At 33.5% G+C, this 19,137-nt stretch carries 15 protein-coding genes; 11 read left to right on the forward strand and 4 right to left on the reverse strand.

Annotation, left to right across the window (positions count from 1 at the left end; translation table 11 throughout):
- Positions 1 to 21: 21 nt before the first annotated feature.
- The 7 genes from K0R77_RS09070 to K0R77_RS09100 all read left to right on the forward strand — a co-directional run bounded on the left by K0R77_RS09070 (position 22) and on the right by K0R77_RS09100 (position 7,802).
- Positions 22 to 1,200 (forward strand): acetyl-CoA C-acyltransferase, encoded by a 1,179-nt coding sequence (locus tag K0R77_RS09070; RefSeq protein WP_300351427.1) that lies wholly within the window; start codon positions 22 to 24, stop codon positions 1,198 to 1,200.
- Between the two features lie 7 nt (positions 1,201 to 1,207).
- Positions 1,208 to 1,417: a gliding motility protein GldL gene (locus K0R77_RS09075; protein ID WP_300351429.1), complete on the forward strand. Its 210-nt coding sequence runs from the start codon at positions 1,208 to 1,210 to the stop codon at positions 1,415 to 1,417.
- A 525-nt stretch (positions 1,418 to 1,942) separates the two neighbouring features.
- Entirely contained in the window at positions 1,943 to 3,433 is a 1,491-nt protein-coding gene (locus K0R77_RS09080) for an MFS transporter (protein WP_300351431.1), read from the forward strand.
- Positions 3,434 to 3,495: 62 nt separating this feature from the next.
- The gene (locus K0R77_RS09085) at positions 3,496 to 4,422 is read left to right on the forward strand and encodes a mevalonate kinase (protein ID WP_300351433.1); all 927 of its coding nucleotides are present in this window, start codon (positions 3,496 to 3,498) and stop codon (positions 4,420 to 4,422) included.
- A gap of 11 nt (positions 4,423 to 4,433) precedes the next feature.
- On the forward strand, positions 4,434 to 5,363 hold the full coding sequence (locus tag K0R77_RS09090; RefSeq protein ID WP_300351436.1) for a UbiA family prenyltransferase: 930 nt from the start codon (positions 4,434 to 4,436) through the stop codon (positions 5,361 to 5,363).
- Positions 5,364 to 5,428: 65 nt separating this feature from the next.
- Positions 5,429 to 6,595, forward strand: a complete 1,167-nt coding sequence (locus tag K0R77_RS09095) for a proline dehydrogenase family protein (RefSeq protein ID WP_300351439.1) — start codon at positions 5,429 to 5,431, stop codon at positions 6,593 to 6,595.
- 187 nt (positions 6,596 to 6,782) lie between these two features.
- Complete coding sequence (locus K0R77_RS09100) at positions 6,783 to 7,802, forward strand: T9SS type A sorting domain-containing protein (protein ID WP_300351442.1); 1,020 nt, start codon at positions 6,783 to 6,785, stop codon at positions 7,800 to 7,802.
- Between the two features lie 53 nt (positions 7,803 to 7,855).
- On the opposite strand, the gene K0R77_RS09105 is transcribed toward K0R77_RS09100, so the two are convergent.
- A complete protein-coding gene (locus K0R77_RS09105) occupies positions 7,856 to 8,392 on the reverse strand; it encodes a helix-turn-helix transcriptional regulator (protein WP_300351445.1) in 537 nt (178 codons plus the stop codon).
- A gap of 847 nt (positions 8,393 to 9,239) precedes the next feature.
- On the opposite strand from K0R77_RS09105, the gene K0R77_RS09110 reads away from it, so the two are divergent.
- A complete protein-coding gene (locus K0R77_RS09110; protein ID WP_300351448.1) occupies positions 9,240 to 10,349 on the forward strand; it encodes a M14 family zinc carboxypeptidase in 1,110 nt (369 codons plus the stop codon).
- Between the two features lie 48 nt (positions 10,350 to 10,397).
- Here K0R77_RS09110 and K0R77_RS09115 read toward each other — a convergent pair whose 3' ends face one another.
- Positions 10,398 to 10,904, reverse strand: coding sequence for a DUF4920 domain-containing protein (locus K0R77_RS09115; protein WP_300351451.1), 507 nt, complete (start codon positions 10,902 to 10,904; stop codon positions 10,398 to 10,400).
- Between the two features lie 142 nt (positions 10,905 to 11,046).
- Between K0R77_RS09115 and K0R77_RS09120 the strand changes: the two genes are divergently transcribed.
- The 3 genes from K0R77_RS09120 to K0R77_RS09130 all read left to right on the forward strand — a co-directional run bounded on the left by K0R77_RS09120 (position 11,047) and on the right by K0R77_RS09130 (position 15,432).
- The gene (locus K0R77_RS09120) at positions 11,047 to 12,462 is read left to right on the forward strand and encodes an APC family permease (RefSeq protein WP_300351454.1); all 1,416 of its coding nucleotides are present in this window, start codon (positions 11,047 to 11,049) and stop codon (positions 12,460 to 12,462) included.
- 625 nt (positions 12,463 to 13,087) lie between these two features.
- A complete protein-coding gene (locus K0R77_RS09125) occupies positions 13,088 to 13,528 on the forward strand; it encodes a GPW/gp25 family protein (RefSeq protein WP_300351457.1) in 441 nt (146 codons plus the stop codon).
- Positions 13,529 to 13,548: 20 nt separating this feature from the next.
- The gene (locus K0R77_RS09130) at positions 13,549 to 15,432 is read left to right on the forward strand and encodes a type VI secretion system baseplate subunit TssF (protein WP_300351460.1); all 1,884 of its coding nucleotides are present in this window, start codon (positions 13,549 to 13,551) and stop codon (positions 15,430 to 15,432) included.
- 214 nt (positions 15,433 to 15,646) lie between these two features.
- Here K0R77_RS09130 and K0R77_RS09135 read toward each other — a convergent pair whose 3' ends face one another.
- Both K0R77_RS09135 and K0R77_RS09140 read right to left on the reverse strand, forming a co-directional pair.
- Positions 15,647 to 17,083 carry a hypothetical protein gene (locus tag K0R77_RS09135; RefSeq protein ID WP_300351463.1) on the reverse strand — a complete coding sequence of 479 codons (1,437 nt, stop codon included), beginning with the start codon at positions 17,081 to 17,083 and terminating at the stop codon, positions 15,647 to 15,649.
- A gap of 271 nt (positions 17,084 to 17,354) precedes the next feature.
- Positions 17,355 to 18,950, reverse strand: a complete 1,596-nt coding sequence (locus K0R77_RS09140) for a helix-turn-helix domain-containing protein (protein WP_300351466.1) — start codon at positions 18,948 to 18,950, stop codon at positions 17,355 to 17,357.
- Between the last annotated feature and the right edge of the window lie 187 nt (positions 18,951 to 19,137).

The raw sequence follows: 19,137 nt of genomic DNA on the forward strand, positions 1-19,137 counted from the left end.
AAAATTAAATAAATATATAAAATGAAAGAAGTATTCATAGTTTCCGCAGTAAGAACACCAATGGGAAGTTTTATGGGAAGCTTATCTACAGTTCCTGCTACAAAATTGGGCGCAACTGCAGTAAAAGGAGCGTTAGACAAGATCAATCTTGATCCAAGAAACGTTCAGGAAATTTATATGGGTAACGTGTTACAGGCGGGTGAAGGACAGGCTCCGGCTCGTCAGGTCGCTTTAGGAGCAGGACTTTCAAACGAAACTCCATCTACAACAATTAATAAAGTTTGTGCTTCAGGAATGAAGGCTGTAACAATGGCTGCACAGGCGATAAAAGCTGGTGATGCAGATGTGATCGTTGCAGGAGGTATGGAAAATATGTCTTCAGTTCCGCATTACTATAACGCAAGAAATGCTACAAAATTAGGAGATGTGAAAATGCAGGACGGAATGGTTTTAGACGGTCTTACAGACGTTTACAACAAAGTTCACATGGGAGTTTGTGCAGAAAAATGTGCTGCAGATTATCATTTCACAAGAGAAGATCAGGATAATTTTGCCATCGAATCTTACAAAAGATCTGCAAAAGCTTGGAGCGAAGGGAAATTTGCTGAAGAGGTAGTTCCTGTTTCTATTCCACAAAGAAAAGGAGATCCGATCATTTTTTCTGAGGATGAAGAGTATAAAGCGGTTAATTTCGATAGGCTTCCAACACTTCCTACAGTTTTCAAAAAAGAAGACGGAACTGTTACGGCAGCCAACGCATCTACTTTAAATGACGGTGCTTCTGCATTAATCCTTGTTTCAAAAGAGAAAATGGAAGAATTGGGATTGAAGCCTTTGGCAAAGATCATTTCTTACGCTGATGCAGCTCAGGAGCCTGAAAACTTTACTACTGCACCTTCAAAAGCATTACCTATAGCTCTTAAAAAAGCAGGTTTAGAAATTTCAAATATAGATTTCTTTGAATTCAACGAAGCATTTTCTGTAGTTGGTTTAGCAAACAATAAAATCTTAGGATTAGATGCTGCAAAAGTAAACGTAAATGGTGGAGCAGTAGCTTTGGGACATCCGCTTGGCAGTTCAGGATCAAGAATCATCGTTACTTTGATCAATGTTTTAAAACAAAACAACGGAAAATACGGTGCTGCAGCAATCTGTAACGGCGGCGGCGGAGCTTCTGCAATTGTTATTGAAAATATGTAAGATACTTATGAAAACAAAATACGCCATTATGATTTTTTTAGTAGGCTTACTTATCAATTTATTTGGAGCCTTGCTGAAAATTACACACTTCTCATTTGGACCGCTTAATGGTAATATTTGCCTTACAGTAGGTTCTATTGTTCAAGGGTTGGGTATTTTGCTAATTATCTTTAAAGTTCTGACTAATCAAAGATTTAAAGATTTTTTAAATAAATAAAATTTTTTACGATAAAATTAAAGCCAAAAACATACATGTTTTTGGCTTTTTTTATTTAATTATTGATACAAATTTGAATTTAATTGCATTCAAAACGATAGTTAACTCTGTGAGATGCTCCGTAGGAGCAAAATGTTTGTAAAAAAATGATCAACTAAATGAATAAGCTCCGTAGGAGCGACACTTTAAGAGCCTGTAATTTCTACACAAACAGATATTCTTTACAATAAATATTCATTTACTTCAAGAAAATCAACACTAAGAATTTCTCCTGCAATACTAAAATATTGTTATGCTGGAATTCCCGACCATCAAAACCAAACGAGGAGAATGCAGTCGGAACTTTCGACAAAGTAGCCCTAAAAATAAAGAATCATTGAAGTTCAAACGATGGGAAAAATAAACTATTATTAAAGAAAAATAACACTCATTATTAATTCTTAGCTAAATATGAAAAATAACAAACAAAAAACAACCGAACATTCAGCGGTTTTTCTATTTTTGTGCAACTAATTCATTTGAAAAATGTCTGAAACTGAAATTCAACCAACAAATAATATCAAAAACAATCCGAAGATCATGAAAGCCTGGGCAGTTTACGACTGGGCAAACTCTGTATATTCTTTGGTAATAACATCCACTATTTTTCCAATTTATTATTCTATTCTCACTACAAAATTTGAGCAAAAAGAATATGTAGAAGAGACGGGAAAATATATTGATGTACCTATAAGGCATCTGATAAAAATTTTCGGAAAAGAATACCAGCCAGATGCTGTATATGGATATTCACTTACGATTTCGTTTTTTATTGTGGTTTTGCTTTCTCCATTTTTGTCGTCATTGGCAGATACTATTGGTAATAAAAAGTCTTTTTTACAGTTTTTCTGTTATTTGGGCGCTACTTCTTGCATGGGACTGGCAATGTTTACAGGGATGCATAACGTTTTTTTAGGATTGCTTTTCAGTATTACCGCAAGTGTTGGATTTTGGGGAAGCCTTGTGTTTTATAATTCATTTCTACCCGATATTGCCACACGGGACAAGCAGGATGCACTTTCTGCAAAAGGATACGTTTACGGGTATATTGGTTCTGTAGTTTTGGTGGTTCTTTGCTTAGTTTTGATCATGGTTTTAGCTAAAGGAGAAGAACAGAAACTCATTTTTACAAGAATTACTTTCCTTTTGACAGGAGCTTGGTGGTTTGGTTTTTCACAATATACCTTTAAACATTTACCTCAGTTTGGAGACGTAAAAGAAAAACTTCCGAAAGATTTAGTATTATTAAATTATAAAAATATCTTCAAAAGACATGAAGAACAAGGTGGTTTTTTTGAAGTTCTGAAAGATAATGTCAGCTTCTATAAAGATATTGCCAAAGAAAGTTTCAATGAATTATTCAAAGTAGGAAACGAGTTGTTTAAAGACAGAAACCTTAAGTTTTTCTTATCAAGTTTTTTCTTTTACAGTGTGGGAATGCAAACAATTTTCCTGATGGCAACATTATTTGGAAAGAGCGAAATAAACCTTGCGCAGGATAAACTGATTGGTACACTTTTGATTATTCAGATAGAAGCAATTGTTGGTGCGATTCTATTCTCAAGACTTTCAAGAAAAATAGGGAATAAAAATGTTATTTCAATTGCTATCGTGTTATGGATTGTTGCCTGTACATGGGCTTATTTTCTGAATAAAGAAAATCCTAATGTAGAGTATCAGTTTTATGGTGTTGCAGCAGTTGTAGGTCTGGTAATGGGTGGTCTTCAGGCAATGTCGAGGTCTACATATTCTAAACTTCTTCCGGAAGACTCTATGGAAAACACAACATATTTCAGTTTTTATGATGTACTAGAAAAATTAGCAATCATTGTCGGAACATTTATTTTTGCAACTCTGATTGATCAATTTAACAATATGCGGTATGCTGCACTTTCTATGACTCTTTTTTTCGCAGCAGGTTTGGTCTTAATTCGCTTCCTCAATGTGAAGATGACAAAAAACAGGGATATATTATAAATGGCTTAAATTTTGTTAATATTTAGCAAAATGAGTTAACTTTGCAAAAAGATTTATTATCAATGACAAACCCTCTATTTTACGCTAAAATAATTCTTTTTGGAGAATACGGAATGATAGAAGATTCTCAGGGTCTTGTAGTTCCTTATAGTTTCTATAAAGGCACATTGAAATTCTCAGATTCTGAATCAGAATTTGAAAAAAAATCAAACAAACATTTACAAAAATATTCTGATTTTCTTATTAATTTAGATTTGCCGGAAAATTTCAGATTAGATGTTTCCCGTTTTAAAGAAGATATTTCAAATGGACTTTTCTTTGATTCAAATATTCCTCAGGGATACGGAGTAGGAAGTTCAGGAGCTTTGGTAGCCGCTATTTTTGAAAAATATTGCTTCACAAAACACGATCCTGAAAACATTTCGAAAGACGATCTGAAAAATATAAAAGCTATTTTTGGCGAAATGGAAAGCTATTTCCATGGTAAAAGTTCAGGAATGGATCCTTTGATCTGCTATATGAATTTACCGATTCTTATCGAAAACAAAGAAAATTTAGGAAAAGTTGCCATTCCGACGGGCGAAGAAGGAAAAGGAGCAATTTTCCTTATCGATTCAGGAATTACAGGAGAAACCGGGCCAATGATTCAAATTTTCTTTGAAAAAATGAAGACTGAAGGTTTCCGTAAGACTCTGAAAGAAGAGTTTATTCGTTACAATAATGCTTGTATCGATTCTTTCCTGAAAAAAGATATGAATCCGTTCTTCAGAAATCTTAAAAAGCTTTCACACTGGGCTTACGAACATTTCCGTCCTATGATTCCTGAAAGTATTTTCAACATCTGGAAAAAAGGGTTGGATTCTAATGCTTATTACCTTAAACTCTGCGGAAGCGGAGGTGGCGGTTATATTTTAGGATTTACCAAAGACTATGAAAAAGCTGAAAAAATGCTTGATGGTTTCCATAAAGAAGTGATTTACAGATTCTAAAAATACCGGGAATGAATTCTGAAAAAGAAACTTTCCAGGAAAAGAATTTTGTTTCCAAATCTCTGTTTTACAGACTTTCACAATTTGTCGGTTTTTTATTAGGAGCAAGATTTTTTGTTGCTATTCTGTTAACATTTGCATTATACGTTTCTACTTTTTTCCTGTTTAATCAGGAAGAATCTTTCAGAAATTTCGTTTTTGATTTTAAAGTTCACGGTATCATTTTCTGTACTGTTCTGTCGATTCTTGCTGGCGGAATTATCAATCAGTTTTATGATTTTGAAAAAGATCACATTATTAAGCCTTTCCGGACAAGAATTCAAAGTTTTATCAAGCAGAAATACTTTTTGTATGCATATCTTGCTCTTACGGTAATTTCTTTGGGAGTTGCAAGTTTTATTTCTTACAGAGTTTTGATTTTCTTTATTGTTTATCAATTTTTTATGTGGTTTTACAGTCATAAACTGAGCCGTATTTTAATAGTAAATAATCTTACGTTTGTAAGCCTTACTTTATATCCATTCTTCGGAATGATGGTTTATTATGAGACTTTTTCAAAAAAAGTTCTTCTGATGGCGATCTTTTTATTTCTGATTCTTCTGTGCATTGATATTGTGAAAGATACTTTGACAAAAAGAGCAGATAATGTTTTTGGGTACAGAACGATTCCCAATTCATTGAAAGATAAAACTTCAAAATCAATTATTATATTCCTGATTATTTTGACAATGGCAGTTTCTATGAAGCTGATAGCAAAAACGGGAATTTCAGGATTTATGTCTTATTACTTTTCTGCCGGATTATTTGTGATGATTTTCTGTATTTATTTACTTTTAAATTATACTAAAAGGAGTAAGTTTATCACAATCAATATATTACGTTTCTGGGTTTTCATCGGAATTCTCTCAATGCTCCTCAACGGAATCGAAGGTAAATTGTAGAAAATATATTTTAATAACGTGACGGTTATTCTTACATTTGCCAAAATCAAAATTTAATAAAAAGAATGCCCATTTTTAACGATACTAAAGTTGCGTTTGCTGATAAAACAGATGCACAGTTAAGAAAAGCGTATTGGATGTTTAAAATGATAGAACAGCCCGCTTTGACAAGTCTTGGAACTTCTGTCCTTAATTTCACCGTTCATAACAATTTTCCGTTCGTTACCGGAATTGTAAAGAAAACCTTGTTTGAACAATTCGTAGGTGGAGAAACGCGTGAAGAAAGCATGAAAGCGGTAAAGCAGCTTTTCAAAAGAGGGGTCGGAAGTATTTTCGATTATTCGATTGAAGGCAAAGAAGATGAGGAGACTTTTGATGCTGTTTGTCAGGAAATTAAAGATATTATTAAGTTTTCCGTAGGAAATCCTGCGATTCCTTTTATTGTTTTTAAACCCACAGCTTTCGGAAGAATTGATCTGTACGAAGCCGTTGGAAAAAATGCAGAACTGACTTCAAGCCAGAAAGAAGAATGGGCAAGAGTTGTGAAAAGATTTGATGAAGTCTGCAAACTTTGCCATGAGCATGATAAAAAAGTGATGATTGACGCAGAAGAATCCTGGATGCAGGACGCAGCAGATCAGCTTTGCGAAGAAATGATGGAAAAATACAATCAGGAAAAACCGATTGTCTGGAATACTGTCCAGATGTACAGAACTCACCGTTTGGAATACATGGAAGAGAATCTTCAGAGAGCAAGGGAAAAAAATTATTTTATTGGGTATAAAATCGTTCGTGGTGCTTACATGGAAAAAGAAAGAGCGAGAGCTGCCGAAAAAGGATATGCAGATCCCATCCAGCCAACCAAAGATGCTTCAGATAAAAATTATAATGCAGGAATTGATTTCGTATTGAATCATCTCGATAAAGTTTCGGCTTTCTTTGGAACCCATAATGAGATTTCTTCTGAACTTGTGATGGACAAAATGAAAGCGAAAGGTCTGGAAAACGATAATCCTCACATCTATTTTGGACAGCTTTATGGGATGAGTGATAACATTAGTTTCTATCTGTCAGATAAAGGTTATAATGTGGCTAAATATCTTCCCTACGGGCCTGTGAAAGATGTTGTTCCGTATCTTACAAGAAGAGCCAGAGAAAACACTTCTGTTGCCGGACAAACAGGAAGAGAATTGGGTTTGATTAAAAAAGAACTTGACAGAAGAAAAAAATAATTTTCAGTAAATAAAACTTTAAAAAACTTCATTTTAATATGAAGTTTTTTTGTTTTTTAATTATTTATAAAATTAATTAAAAAGCTTTCATTTATTGATTTTCGTTATAATATATTAAATTATATTATAATTAGTTATTAATATAATATTATTTTTATAATTTCGTTATGAACTTAAAATTAATAACATGAAAAAAACTCTACACATTGCTATTTTTTTATTAGCTAATCTTACAGTCGCCCAAACTTACAACAATGGTGGATTAAGTACCGGAGCTACATCAAAAAGTGGTACAGCAGCACCTGCAGGTTATACTTGGTCCGAAGTACAGAATGATACTGCAAATCTTACTGAAACGAATACCAGTGCAGGATTTTCTGGCAGCTATGTATCGGCAACAAATAACTTTTATTTAGCTGACGATTTTGTAGTGCCACCCGGTGCAAATTCATGGCAAATCTCAACGATAGATTTCTTTGCATACCAAACAGGTTATACAGGAACTGCAAGTCCATTTAATACTGTTAGGGTAAATATTTTCAGTTCAGATCCATCAGTTACTGGAGCTGTGAGCGTATTTGGTGATGATACTACCAATAGATTTGCCTCAAGTTTAGATTCTAATATGTACAGAATTTTCAATAGTTCTGTACCTGCTCCTGGTAGCGCAGTGGGCAGTACAAGAAAGATATGGAAAGTTACCGCAAACGTACCTAAAACTCTTGCTCCCGGAACGTATTGGGTTAAATTTCAACTACAAAATTCTACCTCAACTGCTAATTTCCTGCCATCTGTTACGATCCCAGGAAGTCGTGGTCTTGCATCATTTAATGCAAAGCAATTTAACGCAGTTGTTCCTACAAGCTGGTCAGCTATTATCGATGACGGACTTCCTACAACTGCACCTGATGTAACTGTTGATATGCCTTTTGTAATCACCTATACTTCTGTATTAGGTACAGATGAAGTGATGCAATATGATAATAGAATTCAGGTGTACCCGAATCCTGTAAAAGAATCGTTTAAAATTAATAATCCCGGGAAAATTAATATCAGTATCGTAGAAATTATGGATGTTTCAGGAAAGTTGGTAAGAACTTTAAAAGGTGCAGAAGATTATAATGTCTCAGATTTACCTAAAGGAAATTACATTTTAAAAATTAAGAGTAATGAAACAACAAAAATTACAAAAATGATAAAGCAATAAATTTCATTTTCATAAATTTTAAAAATCTGATCTGTTTGTAAGATCAGATTTTTTTATGGTTCAAAACTTTCAAATTTTCCGTTTTCGTAGAACAAAACAATACGTTTTATCTTATGATTTTGATTTTCAATAACTTGATTGATTATTTGTTCATTAGATTTTTCTAATCGCTGAGAATCGGATATTTTTTTATCAGCTTTACTTTGATGCGAAATAGCGGATTCTCGCATGACCGGAATTTCTTCAGTTTTTTCTTCTTCACTTCCAAAATCTTCATCATCATTCATCATCGTAAATAAATCGGGAAGTGATGTTGGTTTTGTTTTCTCTTCAGAATTTTCTTCGCTTATAATATTTTCTGTTTCAGGCAATTCGGACTTTAGCATTTCACCATCGCCATTTACCAACCAGTCCCATAAAATCTCTGGAAATCTAGATTTTATTTTTATAATAAATTCTAGAGAAGGTTTATTTCGCCCAGAAGTAATATGCGAAATGGAAGAACGCTGTACATCGATTTCATCTGCAAATTCAGATGAACTCAATTTTGAGTATTCTATAACCTTTGAAATTCTCTCATTTAAACTCATAAAATAAGCTTTTAACTTGTTACAAATGTAAAAATAATGTTTACAATTGCAAAATACAAATGTAAATAGTTTGAAATTATTTAAATATACAAAAGTAAATTATTTAACGTGTTATTTATCAGTACTTTATGTTTGTATTGTTAATAACATTCAAATTTGTTACAAAATTTAATTGATAAATATCTTTCTAACATTGCACTTAAAGTATAACTCGAGATAATATTTTTAACTAAAAATTTATTCTATCAACTCACTTGATAAATCGCTTATAATTCCCGACATCTCCCATATACAGCTATTTTGCTCCCATTACAATCTTGTAGAGTGGGAGAGTGGCTATATGATTGGTTTTGTAGTGAATTAGAGTCTTGACGTATTATCAATAGATCGTTTACCGCTAATAAAGCTTGATGTATGCATGTTTTAACAAATTTTTAAGAATTAAATACGTACCTAAAAAGAAGAAATTGTGAATTTATTTTAAAGCGAATACTTCTACCATCATTAACTTATAATAACTAAGAAATTACTACAAATAAATATAGTTTACATTTGTATAATATGCTTAATACTAAGCTTAATCTACATTCGGCATGTTTAGCAAAATAACACTCATTTTCAGATATTTACACTTATCTACACTTAAAGCATATCTATTGTAACTGTTGAGTTAAAATTTATAAATTACTGATTTTAAATGTTTTAAATAGTGTTAATTAAATTATTATCAATCCACAATTTAACTAACAGACTTTTTGGCAATTCACACTGTTTAATGAGGTTACAAATGTGAATTTTATTTTATCGCCAAAAAACATTATTTTTGACTCTTGTAAATTGAGTTTAAATGAGTTTTGAACATTTGTATATCCAAAATCCTGATTTCCAAAATCGCTATATTTCCCCGGAAAAATTATTTTCTTATTTACAGACCAATCTCAGCGATTATATTGTCGAGATAGGAAGATCTTATTTAGATAAACCTATTTATAAATTAACTATAGGAAACGGGGAGATAAAAGTTTTGGCATGGTCACAAATGCACGGCAACGAATCAAACGCTACTCATGCAATGCTTGATCTTTTGACAACATTGGATAAAACTCCTCAGATGAAAGATGAACTTTTCAGTCAGATAAGTTTAGATTTTATCTTTATGTTAAATCCTGATGGCTCGGAAAGATGGACGAGACTTAATGCTGTAGAAATTGATCTGAACAGAGATTTCCATAATGAAGCAAGTACAGAAATCAAATTCCTAAAAAAATTGGCTGCTGAGAAAAAATATGATTACGCTTTGAATCTTCATGAGCAACGTACGATTTTCACAACTGACGGAGTTCATCCTGCAACACTTTCCTTTTTGGCTCCTTCAGAAAATGAGGAAAGAACTGTAACGGAAAACAGAAAAAAATGTATGGCTGTAATCGGACAGGTTTATGAGCGTTTAAAAGAACTAATTCCCAATCAGATCGGAAGATATTCTGATGAGTTCTATCCCACTTCTACGGGTGATAATTTCATCAAAGCAGGAATGCCGACTATTTTATTTGAAGGCGGACATTTCATCAATGATTATACAAGAAAAGGAACGAGAAAATACTATACAATTGCTCTTTATTATGCCTTAAAAGCAATCGGCGAATTAAAATCTGGAATTACAGGCTGGGAAAAATATCTGGAAATCCCGGAAAACCAGGAAACACATTATGATATTGTGTACAGAAATGTCAAGTTGAATACAGATCATGAATGTATTCTTGATATTGCAGTTCAGTACAGAGAAATTTTGGAAAAAGGAAAAGATGAAATATCATTTATCCCGTTTGTAATGGAAGTCGGAGATGTAAATAAAAGAAAAGGCTGGCTGGAAATCGACTGTACAGGAAAAAAATTCCTAAGCGATACAAAATACCCGAAATTGGATGCAGAAGTCAATTTCAAAATAGAAGAATAAAAAAAGCGGAACCAATTGTTCCGCTTTTCTTTTAAATTTTATCGTGTATTAGTTGACAACTTTAATTCCGTTGGCTACAAATCTGATCTCTTCTTTTGGTTTTATAATAGCGTCAATTTCGGCTTGAGGTTTTTTAGCATCTTCTGCGTAATGTTTCTGTTCGTCGATAGAAGTTACTTTTCTTTCAGCATTACCTTCTAAAACTACATTTTTACCTTTTAAAGCAGTCGGTACGAAAAACCCATAATCTTTCATTTTTACGAAAAACTGAGTATCATCTTCAGTTTGAATCGTCAACCAGCAACCTTTTTTATCGCAAACATCAACTACTTTTCCTTTGATGGCTACATTTTCAACTTTTTTGTTGTCTTTCTTAAGCTTTTTCGCAAGTTTATCAACAGTTATTGCTTTAGATTCTGACGAAGTCACGACAGATCCGTAAGTGTCACCCACGATTGCGTTTCCTGCAGGTGGACCAGATTTCTTCTGTTCCTGTGCGAATGCTAATGATGAAGCAGTTACTGCCACTAAAAATAATATGGATTTTAATTTCATTTTTAATATTTTTTCCAAAATTAATAATAAAATTTGAATTGAGAATGATTATCAGGTTGATAAAAAACAGGTACTTCTCAAATTCAAAACAAAATTCAAAAACAATTGCATATTTATCTATATTTGAGGGTAATATTTCAATATGCAAAAAAAACTAAAACTCTGGGACGCAACCATGCTCGTAATGGGCTCCATGATCGGTAGCGGAATCTTTATCGTAAGTGCAGATATGATGCGAAACCTCGGTTCAGGCTACTGGATGATCGTTGTCTGGATCATTACTGGAATCATGACAGTTGCTGCAGCAATCAGCTATGGTGAACTCTCTGCATTATTTCCTAAAGCTGGCGGACAATACACTTATCTTACAGAAATTTTCGGTAAAAAAATGGGTTTCCTTTACGGTTGGGGATTATTTACGGTGATTCAGACAGGAACGATTGCCGCCGTTGCAATGGCTTTCGGTAAGTTTACTGCTTATCTGATTCCTTCGCTTAATGATGCAGCTCCTATTTTCCAAAGTGGAGAGTTTAAAATTACATGGATTCAGATGTTGGCAATAGCCATCATTTTGCTTCTTACCTACATTAATACAAGAGGCGTAGAAAGCGGAAAAATTCTTCAAAATGTATTTACAGGTTCAAAAATAGTAGCTTTATTAGGATTAATTGCTGCAGGATTTATTTTCGTAGATTTTTCTCATTTGGCAGAAAACTTCAGTTTCGGAAACAATGCATTTAACAATATCGATAAAGACGCAGAAGGAAATTTTCTGAAAACCGGTTGGGAATCGATTGACGGAATGACTTTAATGGGCGGAATTGCCGCAGCAATGGTGGGTTCAGTTTTCAGTTCTGTAGCTTGGGAAAGCGTAACCTTCGTTTCAGGTGAAATTGAAAATCCAAAGAAAAATGTTGTAAAAGCAATGATCTTAGGAACTTCGGCCGTGATGCTTTTATATATTGCAGTAAATTTTGTCTATTTAAATGCTATCGACCGAGACTCTATCGCATTTGCGGCGAATGATAGAGTAGCGGTTGCTGCATCTCAGAATATTTTCGGAAGTGCAGGTACTGTCATTATTGCTGTTCTCGTAATGGTTTCGACTTTCGGTTGCAACAACGGATTGATTTTAGCCGGCGCAAGAGTTTTCCAGACGATGGCAAAAGATGGTCTGTTTTTCAAATCTGCCATCGAGAACAATAAAAACGATGTTCCGTCAAATGCATTGTGGATGCAGGGAATATGGGCATCTGTTTTATGTCTGAGCGGACAGTATGGAAATCTTTTAGACATGATTTCATTCGTCATCGTTTTGTTTTATATGATCACCGTTTTCGGAGTTATTTATCTGAGATTCAAACAGCCTAATCTTGAAAGACCTTATAAAACCTGGTTGTATCCCATTACTCCGATTATTTATCTGGTAATAGGAACGGTTTTTTGCGTTCTTCTTCTGATCTACAAACAGCAATACACCTGGCCAGGTTTTTTGATCGTTTTACTCGGACTTCCTGTGTACTATATTATCAATATGAATAAGAAAAGAGATTCCTGATTTTTTCAGGAGCTTAATCCCGCTTTCACTACTCGCTTTTTCTTGAATTTCGGCGGCGGCTTTGCCGCCGCCGAAATTCAAGAAAAGAGCTCAAACATGCCGTTCAATCGGGGCTAGGAATTTGTGTATAGTTCAAGTTTCGTCATTGCGAGGAGCGCAGCAACGAAGCAATCTTTAAATAAAATAAAGAGCATTTTAATAGAATGTCAATTTTTCAAACTAAACAATTGTAAGTTATAAAAAACTTTGTGACCTTCTTATAAGTGAAACGCCTTCGTGTAACTTAAAAGTAGGAAGTAATCAAAAATCTTTTTGAGCTCTGCATTTAAAATAATTTTAGCTAATAACTTAGTATGGATGTACGTTTTTAATCATAACACTAAATTATCATTCATTTTGTCATTCCGGAGGAATCTAACCTGCTTTATTTTCAGTGTGTTGAGATTCCTCCGGAATGACAAACAAACCGTTAAAAACTAAGTTATTACTAATTACGGACATTCATTTAACTTAGACAAACAATTAAAGTTTCAAAATATTACTGTACATTATTTCCCGAAAATGATTAATTTGGTATTTCATTTTAAATAATGACACCAAAAAAATAAAATAGAGAATAAAATCTATGGACACACCAAATTACAGAATGCCTTTTGTACCATCTATACTGATGTCTGAAGGTGGGAGTATAGACACCTGCGATATGGGTGAAAGTATAGCCCACAACATCATGCTCCTGATCACGACAAAAAAAGGCGAAAACAGATATGATGAAAATTACGGAAACGACGTTTGGAATCTGGAATTTGATAACGGAGTTACATCAGCCGTATGGGAAAGCGTCTTTATAAAAAGCCTTAAACGGCAGATTCAGGAATTTGAACCCAGAATTGTTCAGCCACAGATTGATGCTCATGTAGAAATTGTGGAGCACAACTACGACACCAAAGAACATACGGAAATCAAGAAAAAAGTAAAAATAGCCATCAATGCTAAAATGGAAGATTCAGGAGAACGATTCAGTTTTTCTACTGAGCTTTTTCTGAGTCCTATGTCTATCGATTAATCACCTACCTTATCACAAACATGAATTTAGATCAGAATATATATTCAAAAGAATCTGTAAAAGCCAGAATGTTGCAGAACGCGACCAAAGTCTGGGGATTAAAAAGTCCGCAGTCGCTGGATCCTTTTGTTAAACTTTTAATTGATGCTTTCAGTACGGAAGTTTTTAAAGCCAATAATGAAATTCAGACTGTTAATGCGAGAATTTTAGAAAAACTGGCAAAACTTTTGACACCATCAATTTACACCCATCCGATTCCGGCTCATGCTGTTGCATATACTTTACCTTTTGAATCATCAGAGATTTTGCTGGAGCATACAGAATTTTTCTTTAGAAAACAGATGAATTCCACGGTAAAATCCGAATCAGATAAACAGCTCAATATTCCTTTTACACCGATTGGAAGTGTAAGAACCAATAAAGCGCAAACTGCCATTATGTTTGTAGGAAATACCTGCTACAGCATTGATGAGCGTCTAAACAAAATTCCGATTTCAAGATTTCAGGGAAGACCTTCTGATTACAGAAAAGTTACAATAGGAATTGATGTTTCAAAATATTCAAACGAGAAATTTCCGAGAACATTAGGGATTTTCTGTTCAAATCCTGCATTTGAGCATTTGGATTATGTGTATAAACTACTTCCCTACATCACAGTTTCAAGCAACGGAAATCCGTTATTTATAAAAGAAGGTTTAACGTATATTAAAAAAGAACAGTCTGAAGGATATGAACAGCTTTTTCACGAGCAGTCGATTCAGACAAAAATCATTGAAGATATCAAAAGTATTTATCATCATAAATTCATTGAGGTGATGGGACTTTCGAGAGATCTGTTTTCAGAATCCGGAAAGCTTCCCCAGGATTTAGATTTTCTAGATGGCAGAGAAGAAATTGAAAAATACATCAACGGAAAATCTTTTCTTTGGTTAACTTTTGAATTTCCACCTCAGTTTTCGGCTGAGATTTTAGATAATTTTACGTTTGTACTCAATGCGTTTCCAATATACAATCGTGGTTGGAAAAAAACTGAGTACAGTCTTGATATCATGGGAAATAATATTCCTCTCATTACGGAAGAAGGAGAACATTTTCTATACGTAGATGAAGTGCAGGATGGCGACGGAAGAAAATATACAGAGATACCTTTCACGCCTTCGGATGATTTAAAGAAAGGTTTATACACCGTAAGAAAAGGCGGAATGGAGCGTTTCAACAATAGAAATGCCGTTGATATGATTTCCAATGTTCTGGAATTGACAAGAGATGAAATCGCCGCTTTCTCATTATTAAACCGTGATAATGTAAAAGGAATGCTCAGCGAAATGTCTGACAAAATGAAATCGATGATGCAGAAAGTCAATAATGCTAAAAGGAACATCAGACAGGAACTCAATTATGTTATCATGGAACCAGTGGAGAAAACCGATCATACTTACGCTTCTTTTTGGATCACACATTGCACATTTGCTAATCATATGCGACCGGGAACTGAACTTTCCAATCAATTAAAATCCCAATCACTGGTGCTTTTAACAGAAACCATAGGTGGTGCAGAAGAACAAAAGGGTTCAGACAGTATTCAGGCTTACAAATATGCTTTGACGACACGAGATAAAATAATTTCTCTGGAAGATGTGAAAAACTATGTTAGAATGGTTTTGAAGGACGAATTAAAAGATGTCCGTGTAAAGCGAGGAACGATGATCAGTAACAAGCCAAAAGAAGGTTTTGTTCGTACGGTTGAGGTAGAAGTTATTCCACAAAATTATGCTTTCTACGGAAGAGTGTATTGGGAAAACGTGGCAAATATTCTACGGAATCAAATTATTTCCAAAGCGATTGACGGAATTGAATATCGTGTAATGATTACCAATGAGGATGTAGATTTTTTTGAGAATTAATCCTTAATTGGAATGACAATATGATTTATCAATTTATACAAACAATATTAAAAATTTCTTTCCACCATTTTGATAAAAAAACTGTCATTAACTTAAAAGTTAACAACAGTCAATATTATTAAAATAATCTAAATAGCCTGATTACAAGTTGAAAATTTGTATTGCTTAATTTATTAGAATATTTAAGGGTGTCTGAATAGAATTCTAAATTTACTTATAATTTAATTCTGATTTCGCCAGTACTTGTTTTGTATAACTTACCAACTGCCAAACCTCCTGTAGCCGCAGCTGCATCATTAGCATATGTTGGAAGGGTACTAAAATTAAAATCTGCGGCAGAAACAGACGCTCTTGTTACAGATTTTATAACACCTGTAGAAGTTGCAACTACAATTCTGTCTGCTGATGTTCCTGTGTAAGCAGCTGCATTGATATTTCGGATTCTTAGACCACCTCTTCCTGCAAATTGTGTACCTCCTAAGTCTAATAATTCAGTCGGTTTTGCATCATCTTCTTCACCATTTACGCCTATTGCAGTGTTACCATTTCTAAGTACAGTCATCGCATTATTGAAAGTGTAAGGTGGTGTATAAGAATTACCATTACCTATCTGAAATAAAGCATCATCCTGTACGGGTGTGGAAGTAAGTGATCCTGTTCGAATAGCATTTCTTTCTCCAATGGCAGTTGAAACAAATCCGGCTGCTAATGTCTGTCTTCCCATAGCAGTCGAAGCATTTCCTGCAGCAGTTGTATAGGCTCCAATGGCTACGGACTGATCTCCGCTTGCAACAGCCGTATGTGTACTTAATGCTAGAGCGTAGATACCACTAGCTTTTGCATTCAAACCAACAGCAACACTGTAAATATTGCTGGATTCAGGCTGTATACCAATTGCTGTCGAGCCATAACCGCTAGCTTTCGCATAAAACCCAACTGCAGTTGATATATATCCTGTAGCTTCTGAACTTTGGGGTCCTGCTGCAAAAGAATATTCTCCACCGGCAATATTGAAATTTCCGATTGCTTGAGACCTGTCACCACTTGCCACATTTCTCCAGCCAATTGCAGAAGAAGTTAAGCCGGATGCTTTATTTTCCAGCCCTAACGCAGTAGAATTTACTCCAATTAAAGAGCTGCCATTAAGTTCATCTGCGTGTGGTGTTCCCCCTCGCAAAGCACCACGCACATCTAATTTTGCGATAGGATTAGCTGACGAGAAATTACCTATTCCCACATTGCCATTTTGATAAATACTCTGATTATTCAGAGTAGCTGTTGCTGTTGTGTTTTCCAAATTCCATGGGCTTGTAAAAGCTGTTCCCGTTCCGGTCATTTTTTGCCAAATACTTCCATCAAAATAGAAATAGCCTACTGCTGTTACATTTAACGTTTTTGATGATGTGTCGGCGGGCATCAATGCCTCGGTAACATATACAATTGCACCCGTTTGCGGTGCCGCATAGTTGGTGTCTTTTGCTTTCAGCTCAGAGCCTTTTAGTCGTGGAGCAATAAATCCGTCTGTTTTACTAAGATCTGTGGGCGATGCTATTACATCTAATGTAGCTTTGGGAAATTCTGTATTGATTCCTACTTGCGAAAAAGTAAATCCGGTGATTAGACTGCTTAAAAAAATAAATTGTTTTTTCATTTGTTTGTAGATTTTAGAACTGTATATTTTATTTGTATTTTTTGTGTTTTCAGAATTAATATTTGTGAATTTGTGTTTTTGTTATGTTTCAAAAGTACATTTGTAAAATTACTTAGACAAACAATGATTTATTTTAATTCGGGAAAATGGATGCTGTAATAATCTATTTAAGTTATTGAATTATAGTGTTTTAATTTGTTTTTTTTGAAAAAAAATGAATAAATGTAAATTCGTGGTTTTTATAAAAGAAAATTGAATGATTTAAAAGATATTAGTCATTTTTTTTATCTTTTAATGTCTGCAGATAATGAGATGGAGAGGTATTCGTAATTTTCTTAAATGCAGTTGCAAATTTACTTTGGGATGAGAAACCTGCTTCAGCAGCTAAACTTGCTATTTTATACTTCTGATATTTTGAATCACTTTTGAGCTTTCCAATAATATAATTGATGCGTAGCTCATTGATGTAGTTATTGAAATCTTTATGCTTAAAATTATTGATTATATAGGATAAATATTTGGTATTAGTATCACAGTAAGTTGCTAAATAGGGAAGAGATATAGAATTTCGTGTAAAAAGGATAGAGTTTTCAAATTTTTCAAGTTTAGCTAGAAGTTTTTTTTCGGTAGCCGGTGTCATCATTGAAAATTGGTCATATTCAAGAACAGGAATGACTTCTGTGTTATCATTGTTTTTTTGAATACTTTCTTTCAAATTAATATATTCTCGATGTTTCTCTTGTGCTTGATAAAAATTTTGTTCTAGATTTTTCACATGGGCTTTTTGTTTCCTGTTGTCTAAAAATCTTACGATAGTAGATATAGTAAACAATATAATAAGCAAAATCAATAAAAGAGTATTTGTAGTAGATTTTTTTTCATCATCTGTATTTTTTTGTTGTGACTCGTTATATTGTTTATCTATAAATGCTAATATGTTATGTGAAATTTTCTCCCTTGTTGAATCTTGTTTAATCTTTACTTCTGCTAATTTTTCAATATTTTTTGTAGCAAAATAGTATTTTTGAGAAGTGTCATAGATTTCATTTTTTAAGCTGAGATGATTAGACTTTTCAGCAATGCTTTCCGCTCTTTTAAAATATAATTTTGCTTTTTTAAGATTTTTTGTTTCTATGTATACTTGTGCAATTCCACTAAATACTAAGCCTTTTAAATAATTATCAGGCATTAACTCTAAAATAGATTCCGCAGCTCTATAGCATGTAAGAGATTTATTATAATTGCCTAATCTATCATAACAAAGACCTTCAACCTGCCTATTATTGGCAATCAGAAAGAGCTTTTTATTCCCCGAAGCATTAAAAAGACTGTCTGATTTATAAATAAAATTTAGTGCTTTTTTATAATTTTTAAACTTTATCTCATAGTAGGCTTTCTCCAACATTACAAAAGCCAGCAGATTATTAGTGATGAGTATATTATCAATTTTTTTGATTGCATACTCAGATTTAATAACGTAATTTTTAGATTGACTAAACAATCCGAGGCTTCGATACTGAGAAGATAAAAAGCCATAAATCTTTGATTGCAACACATAATCCTCAGAATTTGCAACATACTGTTCTGCTGTGAGAGCATATTCTAATGATTTTTTATCATCACCATATTGTTGTAGAAGAGTTGCAGAAAGCATAAGACTCTTTGCTTTGAATTTTGGAGTTTCTGAATTAATATAAAGAGAATCTGCAACTAATAAAGCTTTTTTAAAATTTTTCTGAGACGTTTCTAAATAAGTTTTATTGTAAGTTTTGTTATAGCTTTCTGGGTTTTGTGCATTCAGATTTTCTGAAAGGATTAAAAATAGAACAAAATACAATGGTAGTCTTAATAGTTTTTTTATCAGCATATGCTTAACTTAAATTCGTTACATTACAATTCAAAATTTCAATGATAACTTAGCAGAATATTATTAAATAGGTAGGAATGTAATATTAAGCTTTGAGCTAATTGAATCATTATTTATTGAAGGTTTATGAATTTTAAGCTGCATCATTAATCTGAAATTTATAAATGAGCAGTTTTTTATATTTAAT

It is taken from the genome of Chryseobacterium sp. (genome assembly GCF_029240215.1).
GTDB lineage: Bacteria > Bacteroidota > Bacteroidia > Flavobacteriales > Weeksellaceae > Chryseobacterium.